This is a genomic window from Lutibaculum baratangense AMV1 (assembly GCF_000496075.1).
Lineage (GTDB): Bacteria > Pseudomonadota > Alphaproteobacteria > Rhizobiales > Tepidamorphaceae > Lutibaculum > Lutibaculum baratangense.
The window spans coordinates 76,218-95,938 of the sequence record NZ_AWXZ01000013.1 but is presented as its reverse complement, the minus strand read 5'-3'; the positions used below and the strand labels follow the sequence as shown (position 1 = coordinate 95,938).

Here is a 19,721-nt window from a genome sequence, read left to right as displayed (position 1 = left end):
TCGCCCAGCCCCCGTCCGCCGCCCGCTCGGAGCAGTCTCTTCGGAGGCCAGATCCTGCGCGTGTGGCGTAAAGAACGGCTTAAGTGGATGCTCCGGAACCGGCGCCACCCCCTTCGCCGCGACGGGCGGCTACTCCTCGAAGCGCTCCTGCCCCTCGCGATTGCGCTCGTAGTGGCGGGCGAGCGGGAACGGCGGGAGCCAGGCCTCGCGGCGGATGGTCCAGCTCTCGTAGGTCGGCACCAGCTGGTCGGAAGAATCCATCGCCCCGATATTGATCTCGATCTCGTCGGCGCTGCGCGAGAAGACCGACGAGCCGCAGCGGGGACAGAAGAAGCGGCCGGCGAACTCCTTCGTCTCGCCTTCGACCGGCACGGCATCCGAAGGAAAGATCGCGGCCGCGTAGAAGAGGGAGCCGCCATGCTTTCGGCAGTCGAGGCAGTGGCAGAGGCCGACCCGGTAGGGCCGCCCCGACGCGACAAGCCGGAGGTCGCCGCACAGGCACCCGCCCGTGAACCGATCCATGCTGCGTCTCCCCGGCAAGAGGGCGGCTGAACGCCCGGTTCGGAGAACACCGTCCGCGGCAAGTGGTTCCGGATCCCGCGGCGGACGGGTGCCGGCGGAGACATCGCCGCCGCCGCGTACGCCCTCAGGGGTTGCGCGTGCCCACGATCTTGGGAAGCTCGCCCGGCTGCTGCGCCGCCTCGACCGTCAGCTGCGGGGCCTCCTCGGACAGCTCCATCGTCAGCTTCTGGGCGACGCCCGCGTCCATGTTCGCCATGATCTCAGACATCTGCCGGGGCGTGATCTTCTCCACCACCCGCTGAAGAACGGCCATGTCGAGCCCGTTCATGATTCGCGCGGCATCCTTCGGCTTCATCTTGCCGTACATCTCGACGAGCGCCGCGAAACGCGCATCCTCCTCCTCGCTGCGCTTCGCCATCAGCGCGTCGAGCCGCTGCTCGATCGCCTCGAGCTCCGCGATGCGCTCCTCGACGCGCTGCTGCGTCGCGGAGAGCAGCTTCTCCCGAAGCTCGAGGTCGCTCGCCTTCGCCTCGAGCTCCGCCCGGCGTGCCGCCAGGCTCGTCTCGATGGCGGAGGCGGCGTCGGAACCGCCGGGCAAGGTCTGGTTGAGACCGGTGACGGTGTCGGGGACGGGCGCCGGGCGAGACGTCTCGTCGAGCGGCTCCTCCGCGACGGTCGCCCCTCCCTCCGCGGCCTGCGCATGCGCCTGGCCCACCGCGATCTGCGGCGGCTCGCCGAGCGCGAACGTCGTGACCCTGAGGGCGAGCATCGCACCCGCCGCGATCATCACGAGGGGAAGCAGACGGACTTCCTTCATGCCGCCACCCGCATGTCGTGGGCCTCGTCCTCCGGCAGTTCCGGAGCAAAGCCACGGCCCCGGCTGACAGGCTCCGCCTCTTCCTGGACCGGATGGACATGCGCCGCCTCGGAGCTCCGCCCGCGAGCGACGCCCTCTTCCTTCTCCGCCTCGTCACGGGCCGCGGCGGCCGCCGCACGGCGGGCGCGAACCATCTCGCCGAGGCGTGCGAGACGGAGGAGCACCGCCTCGCCGCGATCGATCTCGTGCGTCAGGAACCGGCTGAAATGCTGGGCATCCTTCAGCTTCGCCGCAAGGTCGCTGTCGCATTCGGCCGCCGTGCGCCGATACTCCGCGACGGTCCTCTCGGCGGCCTCGCTCGCCTGGACGAGCTCGACGACCATCGCCTTCAGCGCCGCCTCGTCGGCGCGCAGGCGCGACAGCCGGCGGTTGAGCAGCGCGCAGTAGCCGATCGTCGTCGCGAGGAGCACCGCGACGAGAAGCTCCACCGCAACCACCAGAAACGATCCCCCCATCAACCCTCTCCCGGTATGGCGCTGGAGTCTTCCAGCGAGGCATAACTCGTCTTCGGCCGCCGCAGGCCGGTCGACACGCGGACCGCCACCCTGTCGCCGACGCGGCCGACACGGCCGTCGACCAGCGGCGTGCCGCCGCATCGGAGCTCGACGAGGTCGCGCGGGCCGCGGTCGAGCATCAGCGTCTGGCCCACCTCGAAGTTCATCACCCGGCCGATCGGCATCTTCTGCTCGAAGAGCACCGCGTCGAGATCCACCGCGGTCTGCCAGAGCTCGGAGGCGAGATGCCCCTCCCAGATCGGGTCCTGGCCGAACTTCTCGCCCATGAACTGCTGAAGGAGCAGCTCGCGGATGGGCTCGATCGTGGCGTAGGGCAGGAGGATCTCGAAATGGCCGCCGCGCTCCTCCATGTCGATCTGGAAGCGGACGAGGATGCCGGTGTTCGCGGGCCTGGTGATCGCGGCGAAGCGCGGGTTCGTCTCGAGCCGCTCGAGGCCGAAGCCGACCGGGGCGAGCGGCGCGAAGGCGTCGTTTGCGTCCGACAGGACGAGCTCGATCAGCTTGCGCACGAGGCTCATCTCGATCGTCGTGTAGGGACGCCCCTCGATGCGCAGCCGGTCGCCGCGGCGCCCGCCGCCGAGCAGCACGTCGACCATCGAGTAGATCAGGTTCGCGCCGACCGTGACGAGGGCGTAGTTGTCCCACTCCTCGCATTTCGTGACGCCGAGGATCGCCGGCAGCGGGATCGCGTTCAGGTAGTCGCCGAAGCGCACGGAGGTGAGCTCGTCGAGCGACACCTCGACCGTGTCGGAGGTGAAGTTGCGCAAGCTCGTCGTCAGCAGCCTCACCAGGCGGTCGAAGATGATCTCGAGCATCGGCAGGCGCTCGTAGGAGACCATCGCCGAGTCGATGATGGCGCGAAGCCCGCGCTTCTCGCCGCTGTTCATGTCGTTGAGGTCGAAGCCCAGGAGGCTGTCGATCTCGTCCTGGTTCAGGATGCGCTCGGCCGAGCGGCCGGCGCCGCCGACCTCGTCGTCGTCCTGGACGATGATGGAGCGCGGGTCGATGAGCGCGTCGCCGTCGGTGTCGGTCATGGGTCGGGGGCCTACTGGACGACGAGCTCTGTGAAGGCGACGCCGGTGATCTCGGAGGGGTAGATCGCGAGGTTGACGCGGCGGACGAGCTCCTCCTTCAGGCGCTGGATGCCGGCGGAGCCGTTGAGGTCGCTCGGGCGGAGCTCGCGCATATAGACCTGGAAGGCGTCGAGCACCCGCGGCATCACCGGCTCGAGGGCGAGCTTCGTCGCCTCGTCGGTCATCTCGAGCGAGATCACGGCGCGGAGGTAGTAGGGCCGGTCGCCGACGGTCGAGAGGTTGATCGTCATCTCCGGGAGGTTCATGTAGATGGGCGTAGGTGGAGGAGCCACCCTCTCCTCCCCCCCGAGGAACATCGTCACGCCGAAGCCGATCGCGCCGAGGAGCGCGAGGCCGAGCACGGCCATGATGATCCGCTTCTTCTTGCCCGCCGGCTTGCCTTCCGTCTCGGTCGCCGGGCTGTCGCCGGCCGTCACGTCCGCCATGTCATCAACCCCGTCCCCTTCGCCGTCCGCGCGGGCGTGAACCCCCGCGCGCTCCGGAACGGTCGGAAGGTGCGGCGGGGATGGTTAACGAGTGGTTACCAACGGGCCGTTTCGGGCAATTTCTACCCGGCAAGTCCTGCCGGTCCGCGCCGGGCGGAAAAATCTGCCGCCTCCCCCTCCCCCTCGCAACGCATTGATTCCGCTTGATTCCTTGGTTGGCACGCCGCGTGCTTTTCGCCTGGCAGCCCCCCGTGCGCCCCGGAGGGCCGGACGCTAACCGGAAGGAGCGGTGCGATGATGGAAAACGCCCAACTGATCGGCCTGTCGCAGCAAATGGCGCTGCGCCGGCGGATGGACGTGATCGCGAACAACATCGCGAACCTCCAGACCTCCGGCTTCCGCGGGGAATCGGTGGTGTTCGAGGAGTACCAGATGGCGAAGGCGGAGATGAACGCGCCGAGCCGGGCCGACAGCATCATCTCCTACGTCGTCGACCGGGCGAGCTACCGCGACCACTCCGCCGGGACGATGCGCCAGACCGGGTCGCCGCTCGACGTGGCCATAGGGGGCCAGGGCTTCTTCACCGTGGAGACGCCGGACGGCCCCGCCTATACGCGCGACGGCGGCTTCCAGATCGACGCGAACGGCCAGCTCGTCACCGCGGCCGGATACCCCGTCATGAGCGAGGGCGGCCCCATCACCTTCGCCGCGGACGAGAGCGGCATCACCTTCAGCGCCGACGGCACCGTGTCGAGCTCGGCCGGCGAGAAGGGACGCCTCGCGATCGTCACCGTCGACGACGTGAGCCTCCTGAAGGCGCAGGGCGACAACGTCTTCGCCGCCGGTGACGCCGTCGCCCAGCCGGCGGAGGATCCCCGGCTCATGCAGGGCGTGCTCGAGGGCTCGAACGTCTCCGGCGTCACCCAGATGACCGACATGGTCAGCGTGAACCGGACCTACCAGAGCATCGCCAAGATCATCGAGAGAACGGACGAACTCCGCCGTTCGACCCTTTCCACCCTCTCCCGCAACAGCTGACGACAGCGGCGACGAAGCAGAGGCCACAGGACATGAAAGCACTCAACATCGCCGCGACGGGCATGAAGGCCCAGGAGCTCAACGTCGAGGTGATCTCCAACAACATCGCCAACATGCGCACCACGGGCTTCAAGCGCCAGCGGCCCGACTTCCAGGACCTGCTCTACCAGGACCTGAGGCGGCCCGGCACCACGACGTCGGCGACGGGCACCCAGGTGCCGGCGGGCCTCGAGATCGGCCTCGGCGTCCGGACGGCTGCGACGCCGCGCGTGATGAGCCAGGGCGACGTCGTCGGCACGGAAAGCCAGCTCGACCTCGCCATCCGCGGCGACGGCTTCTTCCGCATCCAGCTCCCGGACGGGCGGACCGCCTACACGCGTGACGGCTCCTTCGAGCGCGACGCCAACGGCACGCTCGTCACCGTCGACGGCTATCAGGTCCAGCCCGGCATCGTGATTCCCGAGAACACGATAAGCCTCACCATCAACTCCGAGGGCACCGTGCAGGCGACCCTCCAGAACGGGCAGGACGCTGTCGAGCTCGGCCAGATCGACCTCGCCCGCTTCGTCAATCCGGTCGGACTCGAGGGCCTCGGCGACAACCTCTACGTCGCCACCGCCGCGAGCGGCGACGAGCAGGTCGGCAATGCCGGCCAGGAGGGCTTCGGCACTCTCCTGCAGGGCTATCTCGAGCAGGCAAACGTGAACGCGGTGGCCGAGATGTCGGACCTGATCGCGGCGCAGCGCGCGTACGAGATGAACGCCCGGGTCGTCAGCGCGGCGGACGAGATGCTGTCCGCCACCTCCAACCTCCGCTGACGGGAAGGCAGATGATGAACCGACTGGCTGCCATCACTCTCGCCATCGCCCTCGGCACGGCGGTCACGCCCGCGGAGGCGGGCTCGCAGCTGCGCGGGGCGATCACCGTCACCGGACCGCTCGTCACCCTCGGCGACCTCTTCACCGATGCCGGAGAAGCGGCCGACATCGCCGTGTTCCAGGCACCCGATCCCGGAACGACCGGCGCCGTCACCGCCTCGCGCGTGATCGCCGCCGCTGCGGCCCATGGCCTCGCGACCGACCCGGCGGACATCGCGAAGGTCGACGTGACGCGCGAGAGCCGCGTCATCGAAGCGCACGAGGTGGAGCAGGCGGTCGCGTCGGCGATCGCCGAGCGCATCGCCGCCGACGGTGACACGGAGATCAAGCTCGACGATCCCGATCCCCTGCACGTCGAGGCGGACGCCGCTTCTCCCATCGAGGTGAGCGACCTGCGCTTCGACCCCCGCACCACCCGCTTCTCCGCGAGGATCACGATCCCGGGCAGCCGGACCCTCTCGGGCGGACGCCAGGTGACGGGCCGGGCTCTGCAGATGGTCGACCTGCCCATCCTGCAGCGCCAGGTGCGCCGCGGCGAGACGATCAGTCCGGCAGACGTCGCATTCGAGCGCATGCCGCTCTCCGCCGCGCCCGCGGGGGCCGTCCGCCAGATCACCGACGTCGTCGGCATGTCGGCGAGGACGGCTTTGCGGGCGGGCGCACCGGTGCCGGCCGACCGCCTCATGGAGCCGATCCTCGTCGGCCGCAACGAGCCCGTGACGATCATCTACCGCAATGCCGGGCTCGTCCTGACCGTGCGGGGACGGTCGCTCGGCGACGGCGCGCGCGGCCACCTCATCACCGTCATGAACAGCCAGTCGAAGCGCACCGTGGAGGCCGTCGTCTCCGGCCCCGGTCAGGTGGTGGTCCAGCCGCCCCGACAGGTCGTCGCGAACGCCGTGGCGAGCAACTGATCCTTCTGGAAGGTATGATGACAAGTTCTCACCATTCCCGCCGCATGCGCGTCATCGTCGTGGCGACCCTCACCGCCTCGCTCGGCGCCTGCGCGTCGGCCGACCAGCTTTCGCGCATCGGCCAGGCCCCGCCCCTGTCTCCGATCACGAGCCCGACCTCGATGCCCGGCTACCAGCCGGTCTCGCTGCCCATGCCGGCCCCGGAGCCCGCAGTCTTCAACTCGAACTCGCTCTGGCGAGCCGGCTCGCGCGCCTTCTTCAAGGATCAGCGCGCGGCCCGGGTCGGTGACATCCTCACGGTCGAGATCCTCGTGACCGACCGGGCCGTCTTCGACAACAAGACCGCGCGCAGCCGGACGGCCGGGGAGAAGCTGGGAGCCGCCGGGGCCGCCGGCAACGCGATCACCGGCATGCTCGACGAGAGCATCGTCGACGGTGCGGTGCTCGGTGACCTGTCCTCCAACACGACCACGGCCGGAGCCGGCAGCGTCAACCGCAAGGAAGAGCTCCGCACGCGGGTCGCCGCCGTTGTGACGCAGGTCCTTCCGAACGGCAACCTCGTCATCGAGGGGCGGCAGGAGATCCGGGTGAACTACGAGGTGCGCGACCTGATCGTCGCCGGTGTCGTGCGGCCGGAGGACATCTCGGCCGGCAACATCATCGACTCCTCGAAGATCGCCGAGGCGCGCATCTCCTACGGGGGCCGCGGCCAGATCTCCGACGTCCAGCAGCCCCGCTACGGGCAGCAGATCCTGGAGGCGATCCTGCCCTTCTAAGGGCAGGCGCTTCTCGGGCAGGTCGCCCGACGCGGAGTGGCAATCGATCTGCGGTGGGGCAGCCTACAGGCGCTTCATCATCGCACAACGCCGGTCCATCGGAAGACCGCCCTGCCTCTCCTTCTGGAGAATCAGGCGCAGCCGCGAGCCGACCTCGCTCGCCGGTAGAGTTCGGAAACCGAGACGCCGGTAGTATGGCTCGTTCCAGGGCACATCCCGGAACGTCGTCAGCGTGAGAGCGTTCGCCCCCCGGCTTGCCGCGAGAGTTTCCGCGGCCTCGATGAGGCGGCGGCCGATGCCTCGCCTCTGGCAAGCCGGATGCACCGCGAGTTGCCAGATGTGGAGGCCGTCCGGCGCCAGTTCCCCGTTCAGGAAGCCAACGCGCCCACGGAGTTCCTCTTCGGCGACGAAAGCTACCCCTTCGGTTATCAAACGCCGATGAAGCTCAGCCGACTGCACGTCGTCATCGGCGATCCATTCTAGGCCAGGAACGCCGCGATAGATCTCGCCGGAGCTTCTTTCGATCTCAGGAAGTTCGTCGGCGTCGCGCAGTGACGCGTGTCTGATGGTGGCCATGGGAAAGACCGCGAGGGTGACAAGGAGGGGCCGTGCGATTGCTCTCGTCCCGACGCGCTGCGCCAGCGGCACGGAACGTGTTCCCGCTCTGGCAGCCGTGCAGGAATACCTCTCATGCCGCAGCACGCGAGGCCCAGCGAACGCCGTATCCGGCTCAAACCGGATGCACAGCCGGAGCCAAGGTGAGCAGTCACAAAGAAAAGGCCCCGCGATCGCTCGCGGGGCTTCAGAGTGCAGACATCTACCTGTTCCGTTTGAGCCGTCAGTCGTCCCTGTACACCCTCTCCCGACGCTCGTGGCGCTCCTGCGCCTCGAGAGAGAGGGTGGCGATCGGCCGTGCATCGAGACGCTTGAGCCCGATGGGCTCTCCCGTCTCCTCGCAATAGCCGTAGGTGCCGTCCTCGATGCGCTTCAGGGCGGCGTCGATCTTCGCGATCAGCTTGCGCTGACGATCTCGTGCCCTGAGCTCGATGGCGCGATCGGTCTCGGAAGAGGCCCGATCGGCCAAATCGGGATGATTCTGGTTTTCACTTTGCAGCTGCTGGAGCGTCTCGCGACTCTCGCGCAAGATGTCCTCCCGCCAGGAGAGGAGCTTCTTGCGGAAATACTCCCGCTGCCGATCCCCCATGAACGGCTCGGACTCACTCGGAACATACGTCTCGTCCGATATGCTGAGCATCGGCGTTTCCCTAAGAGAACCCGTCGATTAGGCGGCTCTTATAGCGGGAAGGACTGGTGGATACAACAAACTATCAAGGAATTTCGGAAACGGCTGCCGGCCGTAGCGTCAGCAGCCGCTGCACCACCCGCCGGTCACCGACCGCGCTTGGCGAGCTCGACCTGGACGCGCAGCGAGAGCTCGGCCAACACACCGTCGAGACCCTCGTCGCCGGTCGTCTCCGCGAGGTCCGGGACGAGTGCCTCCAGCCGGTCGAGGCGTGCCGGGGCTCCAGTGCCCTCAAGAACCGCGATCTTCAGCTCCTCGAGCAGATCGAGCGCCTGGTTCCCCCGACGCAGGCCGTCCTCCCGCGCATCACCGTCGTCTATGCCCTGAAGCGCCAGCAGCGACGCGATCCCCGCCAATCCGGCGGCCTTGCGGGTGCCGGCGCGCTGCGCGCGGGGGCGGTCCGCCGTCACGACGAAGCCACCTTCCGCGACTGGCCGTCCACGCAGGGGCGCGAACGGGCTGATCTGGTATGTTCCCTCGATGCGCATCACTTCGCTCTTCAACACGTGAGCGAAATATGACCGAACAGGGTTAATCACGCGTTAAACCGGCAATTTCTGCCGGGACGGCCGGCAATGCTCGCCCAAGCCGGCGGGTTCGGCCAGGGTCATCCGGTGTCCGGACACCCGCCGAACGGCCTGTTCCTCGGCATTTCCGAGCTGGCACGCTTCTCGCTTCATCCTCCGCAAGCGCCTCGACAGGGGCAGGAACTGCAGGGGACACCGGAAGCCGTGCGCGCCAACCAACCCAACGGACAGACCCGCCGACATGCGATCTCTCGCGTCGTCGCAGCGTCACTCGCCGTGCTCGCGACGCTCTCCAACGCGGTGGCCGCCGACCTCGCTGCGACCCCGGCGGCTGCGAGCGCGGACTATTCCTACGTTCCGGGCTCCTTCGGCGGTTCGGCGGGGAGCCTGTCGCGAATCAAGGACCTCGTCGACATCGAGGGCGTGCGCGAGAACCAGCTCATCGGCTACGGCCTGGTGGTCGGCCTCGACGGCACGGGCGACAGCCTGAACAACGCCCCGTTCACGCGACAGAGCCTGCAGGCGATGCTGGAGCGACTGGGCGTGAACACCCGCGACACGAACATGCGCACGGCCAACGTCGCGGCCGTCATGGTGACGGCGAACCTCCGGGCCTTCTCCACGCAGGGCACGCGCATGGACGTGAACGTGAGCGCGCTCGGCGATTCCTCGAGCCTGCAGGGCGGCACGCTGCTCGTCACGCCGCTGCTCGGCGCCGACGGCGAGGTCTACGCCGTGGCGCAGGGGCCGGTGGCGATCGGCGGGTTCTCCGCCCAGGGAGAGGCGGCGAGCGTGACGCGCGGCGTCCCCACCACCGGCCGCATCGCGAATGGCGCGCTCGTCGAACGCGAGATCGAGTTCCATCTCGGCGCCCAGTCCTCGCTCCGCCTCGCCCTGCGAAATCCGGACCTCACGACGGCGAAGCGCATCGAGGCGACCATCAACGCCTTCATCGGCGCCAGGACGGCGCGCGCGACCGACCCTGCGACGATCCAGCTCACCGTTCCCCGCAGCTATCCGGGCGACCTCGTCTCCCTGCTGACGGAGATCGAGCAGCTGCGCGTCGAGCCGGACCAGGTCGCCAAGGTGATCATCGACGAGCAGGCCGGCATCATCGTCATGGGCCACAACGTGCGGGTGAGCGAGGTCGCGGTCGCGCAGGGCAACCTGACGGTGACGATCGCCGAGGCGCCGCAGGTCAGCCAGCCCGCCCCCTTCTCCGACGGAGTGACGGCCATCGTGCCGAGGACCGACATCGGCGTCGACGACGAGTCGGGCAACCGCATGGCGATCGTCCCGAACAATGTCAGCCTGCAGCAGCTCGTGGACGGGCTCAACGCGCTCGGCATCGGCCCGCGCGACCTGATCTCGATCCTCCAGGCGATCAAGGCGGCAGGTGCGCTTCAGGCCGAGATCGAGGTGATGTGATGATCCGGATGCCGCACACGACGCCGCTGCCGCCGATTCCCTCGAGCATTACGCCCAGCGAGCTAGCCCGCGCCCGGAAGGCGGCCGAGGAGTTCGAATCCGTGTTCCTGAACACGATGGTGGCGGAGATGTTCACCGACCTTCCGACCGACGGACCGTTCGGCGGCGGTCAGGCGGAGGAAACCTACCGATCGATGCTGATCGAGGAATACGCGAAGGAGATGGCCGCCGCCGGCGGCATCGGCCTCGCGGACAGTGTTTTGCGCGACATTATCGCCTTGCAGGAGACGAGTGAGACATGACGAACGAGTTCGAGCACCAGGACGGCGCCGTGGCCGTACATCCTGCCGCCCATGCGCAGGGCCTCTACGAGCGGCTGTCGCGGACGCTGGAAGATCTGATGGCGACGCTCGACGAGGAGGCCGCCCTCATCCGCGGCGCGAAGCTGCGCGACGCGGCCGCGCTCGGAACCCGCAAGGCGATGCTCGCCGAGGACTACCGCCGGGGCCTCGGCGTGCTGCGCGAGGACGCGGAGACCGCCAACCGGATCGCGCCGGAGGAGCTGCAGGAGCTGAAGGCCCGCCACAGGGAGCTCGAGACGATCCTCCAGACGAACCTCGCGGTGCTGGCGACGGCCCGCACGGTGTCGGAGGCGCTCGTGAAATCGGTCGCGGACGCGATGGGCGCGAAGACGCCGCAGCCCTCGACCTACAGCGCCGATGCGCGCCGCACCGGCACCGACGCCCGGCCGGCGCCGATCGCGGTCGACACGGCCTTCTGAACCGGCCCGCGCGCGGGGGCGCGGGCGCCTCCGCGCCGATCCGCAGAAGACTTTATTAAGATCGTCTATATTCCGTAGAGGGAAGATCGAGAATTTCCTGCTACATTCGTCTCCTGGCGAGGATTGCACCACCAGTCGAGACGAGGCATGTCACGCGATTCGGTCACGAGAACCGGCCGCATATCCGCCCCGGCGGCACGAGCCAGCCGGCTGATCTCACGCGCGCGGGTCACGGACGAGCCCCTCTCCCGGGTCGAGAGGAGCCTCGCCTCCCCCGCTGCCGACGAGGGCGATCGCCAGGCGTTTCCCGACCTGCGCGACCTCGAGACACGCGACGATAACACGCCGGAGGTCGGCGCGACCGGCTTCGGCTCAGTGCCCCTCACATTCCTGTCGATCGACACGGAGACCGGCGACGCGAGCTGGCGGACCCATGTGCCGCCCGCACCGGTCTACCAGGCGCCGAGGCCCGAGACCTACGGGCCGAACGGCCGTCTCCTCGCCCATGGCGATGCCGACGCGCCCACCCACAATCTCAGTCGCTTCGTCTGATCCTCTTCCTGCGCACGCCGAGGCCCGCTCTTTAACGTCTTGTTAGAGCGACGCGGACTAGCACTACCAGGGTTCCCAGGAGGGAACTGCTAGTCAGTCCAGTACGCGTCCAGAAAAGGATCGTCTAATGTCCGGAATCACCCTTTCCGCCGGTGTGCGCCAGAACCTGCTCTCGCTGCAGAACACCGCGGACCTCATGTCGACGACGCAGAAGCGTCTCGCCACGGGCAAGGAAGTCAACTCCGCGCTCGACAACCCCACGAACTTCTTCACCGCCTCCTCGCTTCAGGCCCGGTCGAACGACCTGAACTCGCTGATGGACTCCATGTCCAACGGCATCAAGACGCTCGAGGCGGCCGACAACGGCCTGACGGCGATCACCAAGACGCTCGAGTCCATGCAGTCGACGCTGCGCCAGGCTCGCCAGGACAAGTCGTTCTCGACCCAGTCCTTCGACGTGAACGACAAGTCCGTGCTCAGCCTGTCGGGCGGCAAGCAGGTCGACATCGCGAACCTGAGCCTGTCCGACAGCCCCAACGGGAAGAAGGCAACGGTCACCAGCTCCGCGGCCTACACGGGGCCGGCTGTCGCCGCCAGCACGAGCGCTGCCACCGCCGGCGCCGGCGCGCGTGCCGTCATCAACTATCATGACGATCTCGGCGGCTCGACGATCTCGATCGACGGCAACGACATCACCATCGGCGCGTTCACCGACGCCACCGACGACGCCGCAAGCGCGGACGAGGCGATCGCGGACATCCAGGCCGGCCTCGTGTCCGCCGGCCTCGACAGCCAGTACACCGTCAGCCGCGACACGACGACCAACGCGATCATCATCGAGTCCGCCACGACCGGTAAGGATTCGGTCGCAGCGGACGTCAACCTCGGCGACGTGACCGGCACGGGCGCCGGCGCGACGGCGGCTTCGGCAACCTACGCGTTCAGCGATATCCAGGCAGCGACCGATGTCACGGGCGGTGGCCAGACCATCAACGCCAACAACGACATCGACGCCTTCACGTCGCAGCTGCAGGAGGCAATGGGCGACAGCGTGGTCGTCAGCAATGACGGCACGAACGTCACGATCTCCACGGTCGCGACGGGCTCGACGGCTCTCGCTTCGCAGGTCCAGCTGAACGGTCCGGACGGGAACGAGATCACCGCCGTCAGCGCTGCCGCCGACGGTGTGGACGGTGCAACCGTCTCCACGATGGATGCGGCGGTCGACGAGTTCAGCGTCACCTACGGCAATGCCACCGCCAACATCACGGTCGCCGGTGGTGCGAGCACGGCTGACACCCTGGCCAGCATCAACAGCCAGCTGCAGGCTGCGGGGCTGACCGGCGTCGAGGCCTCCTTCGACGACGACGGCAACCTGTCGATCGCCGCGAAGGATCCCGCCTCCAAGGCGCTCTCGATCACCGGTCCGGACGCATCGGCCATCTTCGGCTCGACGACGACCGACACCGGCGCTGCCGCCACGAACTCCGAGAAGGCCGTCGACCGCTTCGTCGAAGTGATCAACAGCGAGTACAAGGGCCAGCTGCGCGCCTCGAACGACAACGGCAAGCTCCGCATCGAGAACCTCTCGACGCAGGACCTGAGCGTTTCGGTCGACAAGGCGGGCGACGGCAACAAGACGACCTCGACGATCGGCGGCAACACCGTTCGTGCGGACCTCGCCAACCAGTTCAACGAGCTGCGCGACCAGCTCGACAAGCTGGCCGACGACGCCTCGTTCAACGGCATCAACCTGCTGCGCGGCGACAGCCTGAAGATCACGTTCAACGAGACGGGCACCTCCGACATCGACATTCAGACGAAGGGCGGCAAGTCGATCAACGCCGACACCCTGAAGCTGAGCGACATCGAGGCGAAGACGCTCGACTCCGACGAGACGATCGACTCGCTGCTCGGCACCGTGAAGGACGCGGTCAACACGATCCGTTCGCAGTCCTCGGCCTTCGGCTCGAACCTCTCGGTCGTGCAGAACCGCCAGGACTTCACGAAGAACATGATGAACACGCTGCAGACGGGCGCCGACAAGCTCGTCCTGGCGGACACCAACGAGGAAGCGGCGAACATGCTCGCCCTGCAGACCCGCCAGCAGCTGTCCTCGACGGCTCTGTCGATGGCCTCGCAGGCCGACCAGGCTGCGCTCCGTCTGTTCTGATCGTTCAAGCGATCGACAAAAAATGGCGGCGGGGCCTCGGCCCCGCCGTTTTTCTTTGCCCGACTGCCGCAGACTCATATGAAGTGGAACGGCAGCGGGCACGGCCGGGAAAGGTCCGTCATCACATGGCACTGAAGGTCGAACTGAAGCCGGGGGAGCGCTTCATCCTCGGCACGAGCGTCATCACGAACGACAACCAGCGCACGAGGCTCTACATCCAGGGCGACGCGCCGGTCCTGCGCGAGAAGGACATCCTGACCGCGGAGACGGCCGACACGCCCGCAAAGCGCATCTACCTCGCCGTCCAGCTTCTCTATCTGGGACTCGAAGGCGAGGAAACGCGCGAACTATATTTTAAGCTCGTCAACGAGTTGGTGGCCGCGGTCCCCAGTACGCTTCCCTATGTGGACCGCATCAACAACCTGATATTAACCAACGCGCTGTACAAAGCTCTGAGGGAAGCGAAGGTTCTAATCCAGTACGAGACGGAACTTCTAGAGCATGCACAACGCAGCGCAGGCCTACGGCCAGGTGACACGACAGACGGCTAGCCCCCGCGATCTCGAGGCAGACCTTCTCCTGAAGGCCGCCGCGAAGCTCCAGGCGGTCTGCGACGACGAGAGCAGGCAGGGCGACCTGCACGACGCCCTCACCTACAACCGGCGCCTGTGGACGCTCCTCGTCTCCTCGGCGACGCGTCCCGAGAACCCCCTGCCCCAGGCGATCAAGAACAACATCGCGAACATCGCGCTCTTCGTGTTCAACCGCACCATGGCGATCCAGGCCGACCGGGCGGCGAACACGGTCGCGCCGCTGATCAACATCAATCGCCAGATCGCGGCGGGCCTGCGCGAGCGCGCCGCCATGGTCGCGGCCGAATAGGCCGACACGTCCTCGCCCGCGCACTGATCCTCGATCACGTTTCACGCAGAAGGCGAGGCCAACCGGTCTCGCCTTTTTCCGTCCGCTGCGCGGGTTCCTTGGCCGGCCGACGAACGAACGGAAAGAGCCCGCGGGGGGCTCCCCGCGGGCTTTTTCTTTACAGGCTGGAGGCGCGTGGAAGCGCCTAAAGCAGCTTCACGAGGCTGAGCTGCGACAGCATGGCGGTGACCTGGTAGCTGCCCTGCAACTGCGTCTGGAGCTGCAGCAGCATCACCGCCACCTCGTTGATGTCGGCGTCCTCGACCGAACCCAGCAAGTCCTCCGCCGTCGTCTTCTGCAGCTTGTTGCGCTCGTCGGCCTTCTCGACCGTCACGCGCTGCATCGCGACGTCGGCGCGGACCTCGTTGATGCCCTTCGCCGCGCCGTAGAGGTTCGTGATCAGCCTCTGGCTCTTGGCAGTGTAGAGCCCCTCTCCTTCCTTGCCGGGGAGTTCGTAGTCGGCGACGCTCATGACCGCGAGGTTCTTCAGCGTGGCGCGGAGCTCCTTCTCGTTCGCCTGCGCGCCGTATTTCACGTCGAGCTCGTCGGACACCGAGGCGACCGACGAGGATCGCGGATCCGACGAGTTCGCGCCCTTGTACCACCTGACCGTATCGTCGGCGCCCGAACGCAAGCCCGTCGCCTCCCCCAGGGCGAGGCTCGACGTGTCGACCCGCAGGGGCGGATCGTTGTCGAAGAAGTCGTTCGCCGCCGCGAAGGACGAGGCGGCCGAGAGTTCCGTCTTCGCCGCGAAGCCGACGGCCTCCTGAAGCGCCGCCTTCATGTTCGCGGCGGTCTCGTCGGCATCCTCGCCGATGACGAAGGTGTTCTTCTCCTCGCTCGGCGTCGCCACGGCCGTGAGCTTGATCGTCGTGGACGTGCCGTCGGGCATGTCGAGCTTGAAACTGATCGACTGCCCCTTCTCGGGCAGTGTCGCCCCGAACGTCACCTCGGTGACGGCCGGATCGCCGGCCGGGGCAGTGACGGTGGTGTCGCCGCCGAGGGTGGAGGTGACACCGGAGATCTTGAACCCGAAGACGCTGCCCGCGGCATCCTCGGAAAGCGTGACGGTGGAGTCGGTGACGCCGAGGTCGAGACGGCCTAGACCGTCGTCGCCGAGATCGGCCTTCAGCCGATCGGCGGCGACGATGTCGAAGCCAGCGAGCGGCGGGTCGCCATCGATGATCTTCGAGGCACTGATGACCGGCTCGGTCTCCAGCGCCCGGCCGGAGAAGAGCTGCCGCCCGCCGAGCTCTGAGTTCAGGAGCGTCACCGCCTCGTCCAGCGAGTAGCGAGCCTGCTGCTTCAGCGTGAGCGGGTTCGGCAGGTCGGCGAGCGGCATGGTGTTGGCGACGGCGGTGCGCGTCTCGCGCGTGAGCGCGTCGTAGCGGCCGAGCACCGTCTCCATCGTGTCCATGCGCGAGGCGACGAGCTTCACGGAGGACTGGTAGGCCCCGAGCGTGTCGACGCGCGCGCGCATCCGCACGGCCGTGTCGATGGCCCCACCGCCGCCCAGGCCGCTGTAGAGATCCGCCTTCTTGCCGGTCGTCAGCTGCCGCTGCAGATCGAACATCTGGTTGCGGGCCTCGCTGATCCCGCGCAGCCAGCCCGCACTGTGAGAGAGGGGAGCAATCGCCATTAACGTTAAATCCTCATCAACAGGTCGAGCATTTCCTGAAACGTCTGAACAACCCGTGCATTTGCCTGATAGGCCATCTGCAGCTGGATCAGCTTCGTCATCTCCTCGTCGACGCTCACCCCGGACTTGAGGGCGTGCCGCTCCTCGAGCTGCGCGACGACCTGGGTCTGGGCCTCCTTCGCCTGGTTGGCGGCGCTCGCCCGCATGGCCTGGGTAGAGACGATACGAGACACGAAGGCGCCCATGTCGGCGCCGCTGGCCGGCAGGCTGGCGGCGATATTGCCGTTGGGCATGCGCAGCTCGACCGACTGCAGGCGCGCCATCATCGCCGCGGGACGGGCGGGATCGCCCATCGGGGTCGTCGTCGGATCCATGTAGACCGACAGGGACGAGCTGTCCTTGAGAAGCGCCGGGTTCACCGCGATCCGCCCCGCGAAGCCCAGCTGCTGGCTGCCGCCGTCGAAGCTGCCGGTGTAGGCCTTCCCGCCGTCCACGAAGAGCGGAATGGCGAGGCCGCCGGTCAACGAAGTCGCCGTCGCTTCGGCGCGCAACCCGGTGATCGCCGCGCCCGACGAAGCCGTGTCGACGAAATCGAACGACTTGGGCCCGTTTTCGGTGACCGTCGTCGAGGCGCCGAGACTGGCGAGCGCCGCCGTCATTGCCGCCGCTATATCGGCATCCGACTGAGTGAAGTCGATACCGACGACGGTGTCGTCTGTCCGGGCCGTCGCCCTGTCGTTGAGGCCCTGCTCCTTGCCGTTCGTGGCGATGAAGGTGACGGTCTTCTCCGTTCCGCCGTCCATGTAGCTGAACGTGAGACGGTCGCCCGATTTCAGCCCGCTCGCGTCGATGCTGCGCCCGTCGGCGATCTCGGAGCTGGGCACGCTGTAGGTCGACATCGCCCGCGCCATGGCGTCGGCCATGGCGTCGAGGCTGTTCTGGGCTTCGACCAGCACCTGGTCACGCAGGTCGAGCAGCGCCCCGATCTTGCCCGAGCCGAAGGCGTTGTCCTGGATCATGTCGAGCGGCGGCCGGCCCGGCCCACTGAGGATGATCGTCCCGAGCGTGCTGGTGGCTGGATCATCCGTGAAGCGGGACTGCGCCCCGACGGTCGCGTTGCGGTTGAACGACAGCTCCATCGCCACGTCGGAGGCGAGCAGTGTGCCCGACCGCGTCATGACGCTGACGGTGCCGTTCGCGGCCGGCTCGGAGACCTTCACCTCCATGAGCTCCGCGAGCTCGTTGATCAGCGCGTCGCGCTGATCGGCCCAGCCCGGGTCGGAGTTGCCCGAAAACGCGATACGCTGGTTCGCGTTTGCGATGCCCTTGAGGATCTCGTTGATCCGCGTGACGGAATCCGAGATCTCCGTCTCAGCCTGGCCGCGCAGCGTCTGGATATCGCGCGAGACGGCATTCATCTCGCTCGCCAGAAGATGCGCGGTCTGGACGAACTCGGCGCGCGTCGCCGGGTTCTCCGGGCTCGTGATGAGCCGCTCGAGCGAGGCTTCGAAGCCCGAATAGAGGCTTTCGACCCCGTTCGCGGCCCCCGGCGCGCCGAACGATATCTCGAGGCGCTCGAGATACGACTGCATCGCGCCGACATAGCCCGCGCCAGAGAGCTCGCCACGCAGCTGCTTCTGCAGCTGCTGGTCGAGGACGCGGTTGACCTCTCCCGCCTTCACGCCGAAGGCAGGACCACCATAGTCCTTCACCGTCTGGTTGAGCGTCTGCTTGTTGTAACCGACGGTACTGGAGTTCGCGACGTTGCGGGAGACGACGTCGAGGCCCGCCTGAGTGACGTCGATGCCGCTCAGGGCGTTGCGGAGAACACCGGCAAGTCCCATGGCCGAGAATCCTTAAGGAGGAAAAGAGGGCTCCGGCGAGCCCTCAGCGCTTCATGTTGAGGGCTTCCTGCATCATCTCGTTGCTGGTCGTGACGATGCGGGTGCCGGCCGAGTAGGCCTGCTGGGTGACGATGAGCTTCGTGAACTCGTCGGCGATGTCCGTGTTCGAGCTTTCCAGCGCCGACCCCATGATCGAGCCGTTCGCGCCGAGGAGCGGAGCGCCGGAAGCGGCCGTCGCCGCGTAGGCGCCGCCGTCGAGCCTCTCCAGCTGGTTCGGCGCGTTGAACGAGGCGAGCGGGATCTCGTAGAGGTCGAAGGTCTGGCCGTTCGAGTAGGACGCGACGACGCGGCCGGAGTCGTTGATCGCCACGTCGAGAAGCTCGCCCGCCGCATAGCCGTTCTGCTTGAGCTCGGTCATGTCGACGACGCCGTTCGAGTTGGCGTACTGCGTCATGCCGCCTTTGCCGTGCTTCAGCGTGAGGTCGCCGACATTGACGCCGTTAACCGTCAATCCGCTGATGGTGACCTTCGTGTCGGCCGAGGTGAGAGTGCCGGCATTGTCGAAGGTGTAGTCCTTGTCGACGCGCGTCCACTGCGGATCGGTGCCGGTGGCGGTGCTGTTCGACAGGAAGAAGAGGTTCCAGGTGGCCTCGACGGGCGGGGTCGCCGACGGGTCGGCGTTCGCCGTCTTCGCCCAGCGCATCTGGAGGTTGACCGGCTGGCCGTTCGCATCGCGCACGGTGATGGCGCCGCCCGAGATCGAGTGGCTGAGGAAATCGGAGCTGTCGTCCGCCGCGACGACGCCCGAGCTGACGACGGACGTGTCGACGATGCCCGAAGGCAGAAGCTCGCTGTCTGGCACTTCCGGATCGTAGTTCGCGGTTGAGGGCGTCGCCGGCAGGTTCGCGCGCAGCGTCACCTCGGTCGTGGCGCGGGCGGGGATCAGGTCCTGCGTGATGCGGATCGGCGTGACGTTGTTGCCGACCGGGTTGCCTGTCTGCGGGTCGAGCGCCTGCCCCATCAGGTAGTAGCCGCCGCCGTTGACGAGATATCCCTGGTTGTCTTTCTCGAAGTCGCCGCGGCGCGTGAAAAGCTGCTTGTCGCCGAGCACCACGCCGTTGTCGACATAGCCGGTCGGCTTGCGCACGGAGAAGAAGCCGTCGCCACTGATCGCCATGAAGGTGGCGAGGTCGGCGCGGCCGATGTCGCCCTGCACGTTCACGGTCTGGCGCGCGTTGGCATAGACCGAACCCGACGGGTTCTTGTTAGCCTGCCCCGAGCTCGGCACGAGCTCGGAGAAGCTCGTCTCCATGCGCTTGTAGCCGGTCGTCTGCACGTTCGAGATGTTGCCGGAGATGTTCTCAAGCGCGAAGGACTGCGCCCGCAGACCGGCAACAGCCGTGTTCATTGCCCCGAAGATACCCATCCAACTTCACCCTTCAAAGTGGATCTTCCATAGCGCGGCTTCCGCGCCGCTCCCGGTCACTGAAGCAATGCACGGGCCAATATCTCTA

22 protein-coding genes are annotated in these 19,721 nt (G+C 67.3%); 11 read left to right on the top strand and 11 right to left on the bottom strand.

The features are described 5' to 3' along the window. Positions 1-129 precede the first annotated feature (129 nt). The 5 genes from N177_RS02820 to N177_RS02800 all read right to left on the bottom strand — a co-directional run bounded on the left by N177_RS02820 (position 130) and on the right by N177_RS02800 (position 3,433). Positions 130-522 (bottom strand): GFA family protein, encoded by a 393-nt coding sequence (locus N177_RS02820; protein WP_023430715.1) that lies wholly within the window; start codon positions 520-522, stop codon positions 130-132. 124 nt (positions 523-646) lie between these two features. Then, a complete protein-coding gene (locus N177_RS02815) occupies positions 647-1,339 on the bottom strand; it encodes a MotE family protein (protein WP_023430714.1) in 693 nt (230 codons plus the stop codon). After that, entirely contained in the window at positions 1,336-1,854 is a 519-nt protein-coding gene (locus N177_RS21265) for a DUF6468 domain-containing protein (protein WP_051402221.1), read from the bottom strand. The genes N177_RS02815 and N177_RS21265 overlap by 4 nt, the downstream gene beginning before the upstream one ends. Continuing rightward, positions 1,854-2,948: a flagellar motor switch protein FliM gene (gene fliM / locus N177_RS02805; RefSeq protein ID WP_023430712.1), complete on the bottom strand. Its 1,095-nt coding sequence runs from the start codon at positions 2,946-2,948 to the stop codon at positions 1,854-1,856. Before fliM ends, N177_RS21265 begins: the two co-directional genes overlap by 1 nt. Before the next feature lie 11 nt (positions 2,949-2,959). Continuing rightward, complete coding sequence (locus tag N177_RS02800; protein ID WP_023430711.1) at positions 2,960-3,433, bottom strand: flagellar basal body-associated FliL family protein; 474 nt, start codon at positions 3,431-3,433, stop codon at positions 2,960-2,962. Between the two features lie 297 nt (positions 3,434-3,730). On the opposite strand from N177_RS02800, the gene flgF reads away from it, so the two are divergent. The 4 genes from flgF to flgH are packed head-to-tail and all read left to right on the top strand — an operon-like array spanning position 3,731 to position 7,039. Further along, complete coding sequence (flgF, locus tag N177_RS02795; protein ID WP_040485066.1) at positions 3,731-4,471, top strand: flagellar basal-body rod protein FlgF; 741 nt, start codon at positions 3,731-3,733, stop codon at positions 4,469-4,471. A gap of 32 nt (positions 4,472-4,503) precedes the next feature. After that, positions 4,504-5,289 (top strand): flagellar basal-body rod protein FlgG, encoded by a 786-nt coding sequence (flgG, locus tag N177_RS02790; protein WP_023430709.1) that lies wholly within the window; start codon positions 4,504-4,506, stop codon positions 5,287-5,289. 14 nt (positions 5,290-5,303) lie between these two features. Then, entirely contained in the window at positions 5,304-6,263 is a 960-nt protein-coding gene (gene flgA / locus N177_RS02785) for a flagellar basal body P-ring formation chaperone FlgA (RefSeq protein WP_210163422.1), read from the top strand. Positions 6,264-6,280: 17 nt separating this feature from the next. Continuing rightward, positions 6,281-7,039, top strand: coding sequence for a flagellar basal body L-ring protein FlgH (gene flgH / locus N177_RS02780; RefSeq protein WP_040485065.1), 759 nt, complete (start codon positions 6,281-6,283; stop codon positions 7,037-7,039). A gap of 63 nt (positions 7,040-7,102) precedes the next feature. Here the strand turns inward: flgH and N177_RS02775 are convergent, their stop codons facing one another. The 3 genes from N177_RS02775 to N177_RS02765 all read right to left on the bottom strand — a co-directional run bounded on the left by N177_RS02775 (position 7,103) and on the right by N177_RS02765 (position 8,830). Beyond that, positions 7,103-7,615: a GNAT family N-acetyltransferase gene (locus N177_RS02775; RefSeq protein ID WP_040485064.1), complete on the bottom strand. Its 513-nt coding sequence runs from the start codon at positions 7,613-7,615 to the stop codon at positions 7,103-7,105. A gap of 262 nt (positions 7,616-7,877) precedes the next feature. Further along, positions 7,878-8,294, bottom strand: coding sequence for an RNA polymerase-binding protein DksA (dksA, locus tag N177_RS02770; RefSeq protein WP_040485030.1), 417 nt, complete (start codon positions 8,292-8,294; stop codon positions 7,878-7,880). 134 nt (positions 8,295-8,428) lie between these two features. Then, the gene (locus tag N177_RS02765; protein ID WP_023430704.1) at positions 8,429-8,830 is read right to left on the bottom strand and encodes a flagellar assembly protein FliX; all 402 of its coding nucleotides are present in this window, start codon (positions 8,828-8,830) and stop codon (positions 8,429-8,431) included. An 87-nt stretch (positions 8,831-8,917) separates the two neighbouring features. Between N177_RS02765 and N177_RS02760 the strand changes: the two genes are divergently transcribed. The 7 genes from N177_RS02760 (at position 8,918) to flaF (ending at position 14,685) form a co-directional block, all read left to right on the top strand. Next, complete coding sequence (locus N177_RS02760) at positions 8,918-10,297, top strand: flagellar basal body P-ring protein FlgI (RefSeq protein ID WP_023430703.1); 1,380 nt, start codon at positions 8,918-8,920, stop codon at positions 10,295-10,297. Continuing rightward, positions 10,297-10,599: a rod-binding protein gene (locus N177_RS02755; RefSeq protein WP_023430702.1), complete on the top strand. Its 303-nt coding sequence runs from the start codon at positions 10,297-10,299 to the stop codon at positions 10,597-10,599. Before N177_RS02760 ends, N177_RS02755 begins: the two co-directional genes overlap by 1 nt. Next, positions 10,596-11,078: a hypothetical protein gene (locus N177_RS02750; protein WP_023430701.1), complete on the top strand. Its 483-nt coding sequence runs from the start codon at positions 10,596-10,598 to the stop codon at positions 11,076-11,078. The genes N177_RS02755 and N177_RS02750 overlap by 4 nt, the downstream gene beginning before the upstream one ends. A 147-nt stretch (positions 11,079-11,225) precedes the next feature. Then, positions 11,226-11,630, top strand: coding sequence for a hypothetical protein (locus N177_RS02745; RefSeq protein WP_023430700.1), 405 nt, complete (start codon positions 11,226-11,228; stop codon positions 11,628-11,630). A 127-nt stretch (positions 11,631-11,757) separates the two neighbouring features. Then, positions 11,758-13,803 carry a flagellin N-terminal helical domain-containing protein gene (locus N177_RS02740; RefSeq protein WP_023430699.1) on the top strand — a complete coding sequence of 682 codons (2,046 nt, stop codon included), beginning with the start codon at positions 11,758-11,760 and terminating at the stop codon, positions 13,801-13,803. A 125-nt stretch (positions 13,804-13,928) separates the two neighbouring features. Beyond that, complete coding sequence (gene flbT, locus N177_RS02735) at positions 13,929-14,354, top strand: flagellar biosynthesis repressor FlbT (protein ID WP_023430698.1); 426 nt, start codon at positions 13,929-13,931, stop codon at positions 14,352-14,354. Then, complete coding sequence (gene flaF / locus N177_RS02730; protein WP_023430697.1) at positions 14,305-14,685, top strand: flagellar biosynthesis regulator FlaF; 381 nt, start codon at positions 14,305-14,307, stop codon at positions 14,683-14,685. Before flbT ends, flaF begins: the two co-directional genes overlap by 50 nt. A gap of 184 nt (positions 14,686-14,869) precedes the next feature. On the opposite strand, the gene N177_RS02725 is transcribed toward flaF, so the two are convergent. From N177_RS02725 to N177_RS02715, 3 genes are read right to left on the bottom strand one after another with little or no spacing between them, the layout of a single operon-like run. Further along, on the bottom strand, positions 14,870-16,363 hold the full coding sequence (locus N177_RS02725) for a flagellin N-terminal helical domain-containing protein (RefSeq protein ID WP_023430696.1): 1,494 nt from the start codon (positions 16,361-16,363) through the stop codon (positions 14,870-14,872). Positions 16,364-16,368: 5 nt separating this feature from the next. After that, positions 16,369-18,207 (bottom strand): flagellar hook-associated protein FlgK, encoded by a 1,839-nt coding sequence (flgK, locus tag N177_RS02720; protein ID WP_023430695.1) that lies wholly within the window; start codon positions 18,205-18,207, stop codon positions 16,369-16,371. Between the two features lie 43 nt (positions 18,208-18,250). Beyond that, positions 18,251-19,615 carry a flagellar hook protein FlgE gene (locus N177_RS02715; protein ID WP_244444225.1) on the bottom strand — a complete coding sequence of 455 codons (1,365 nt, stop codon included), beginning with the start codon at positions 19,613-19,615 and terminating at the stop codon, positions 18,251-18,253. Between the last annotated feature and the right edge of the window lie 106 nt (positions 19,616-19,721).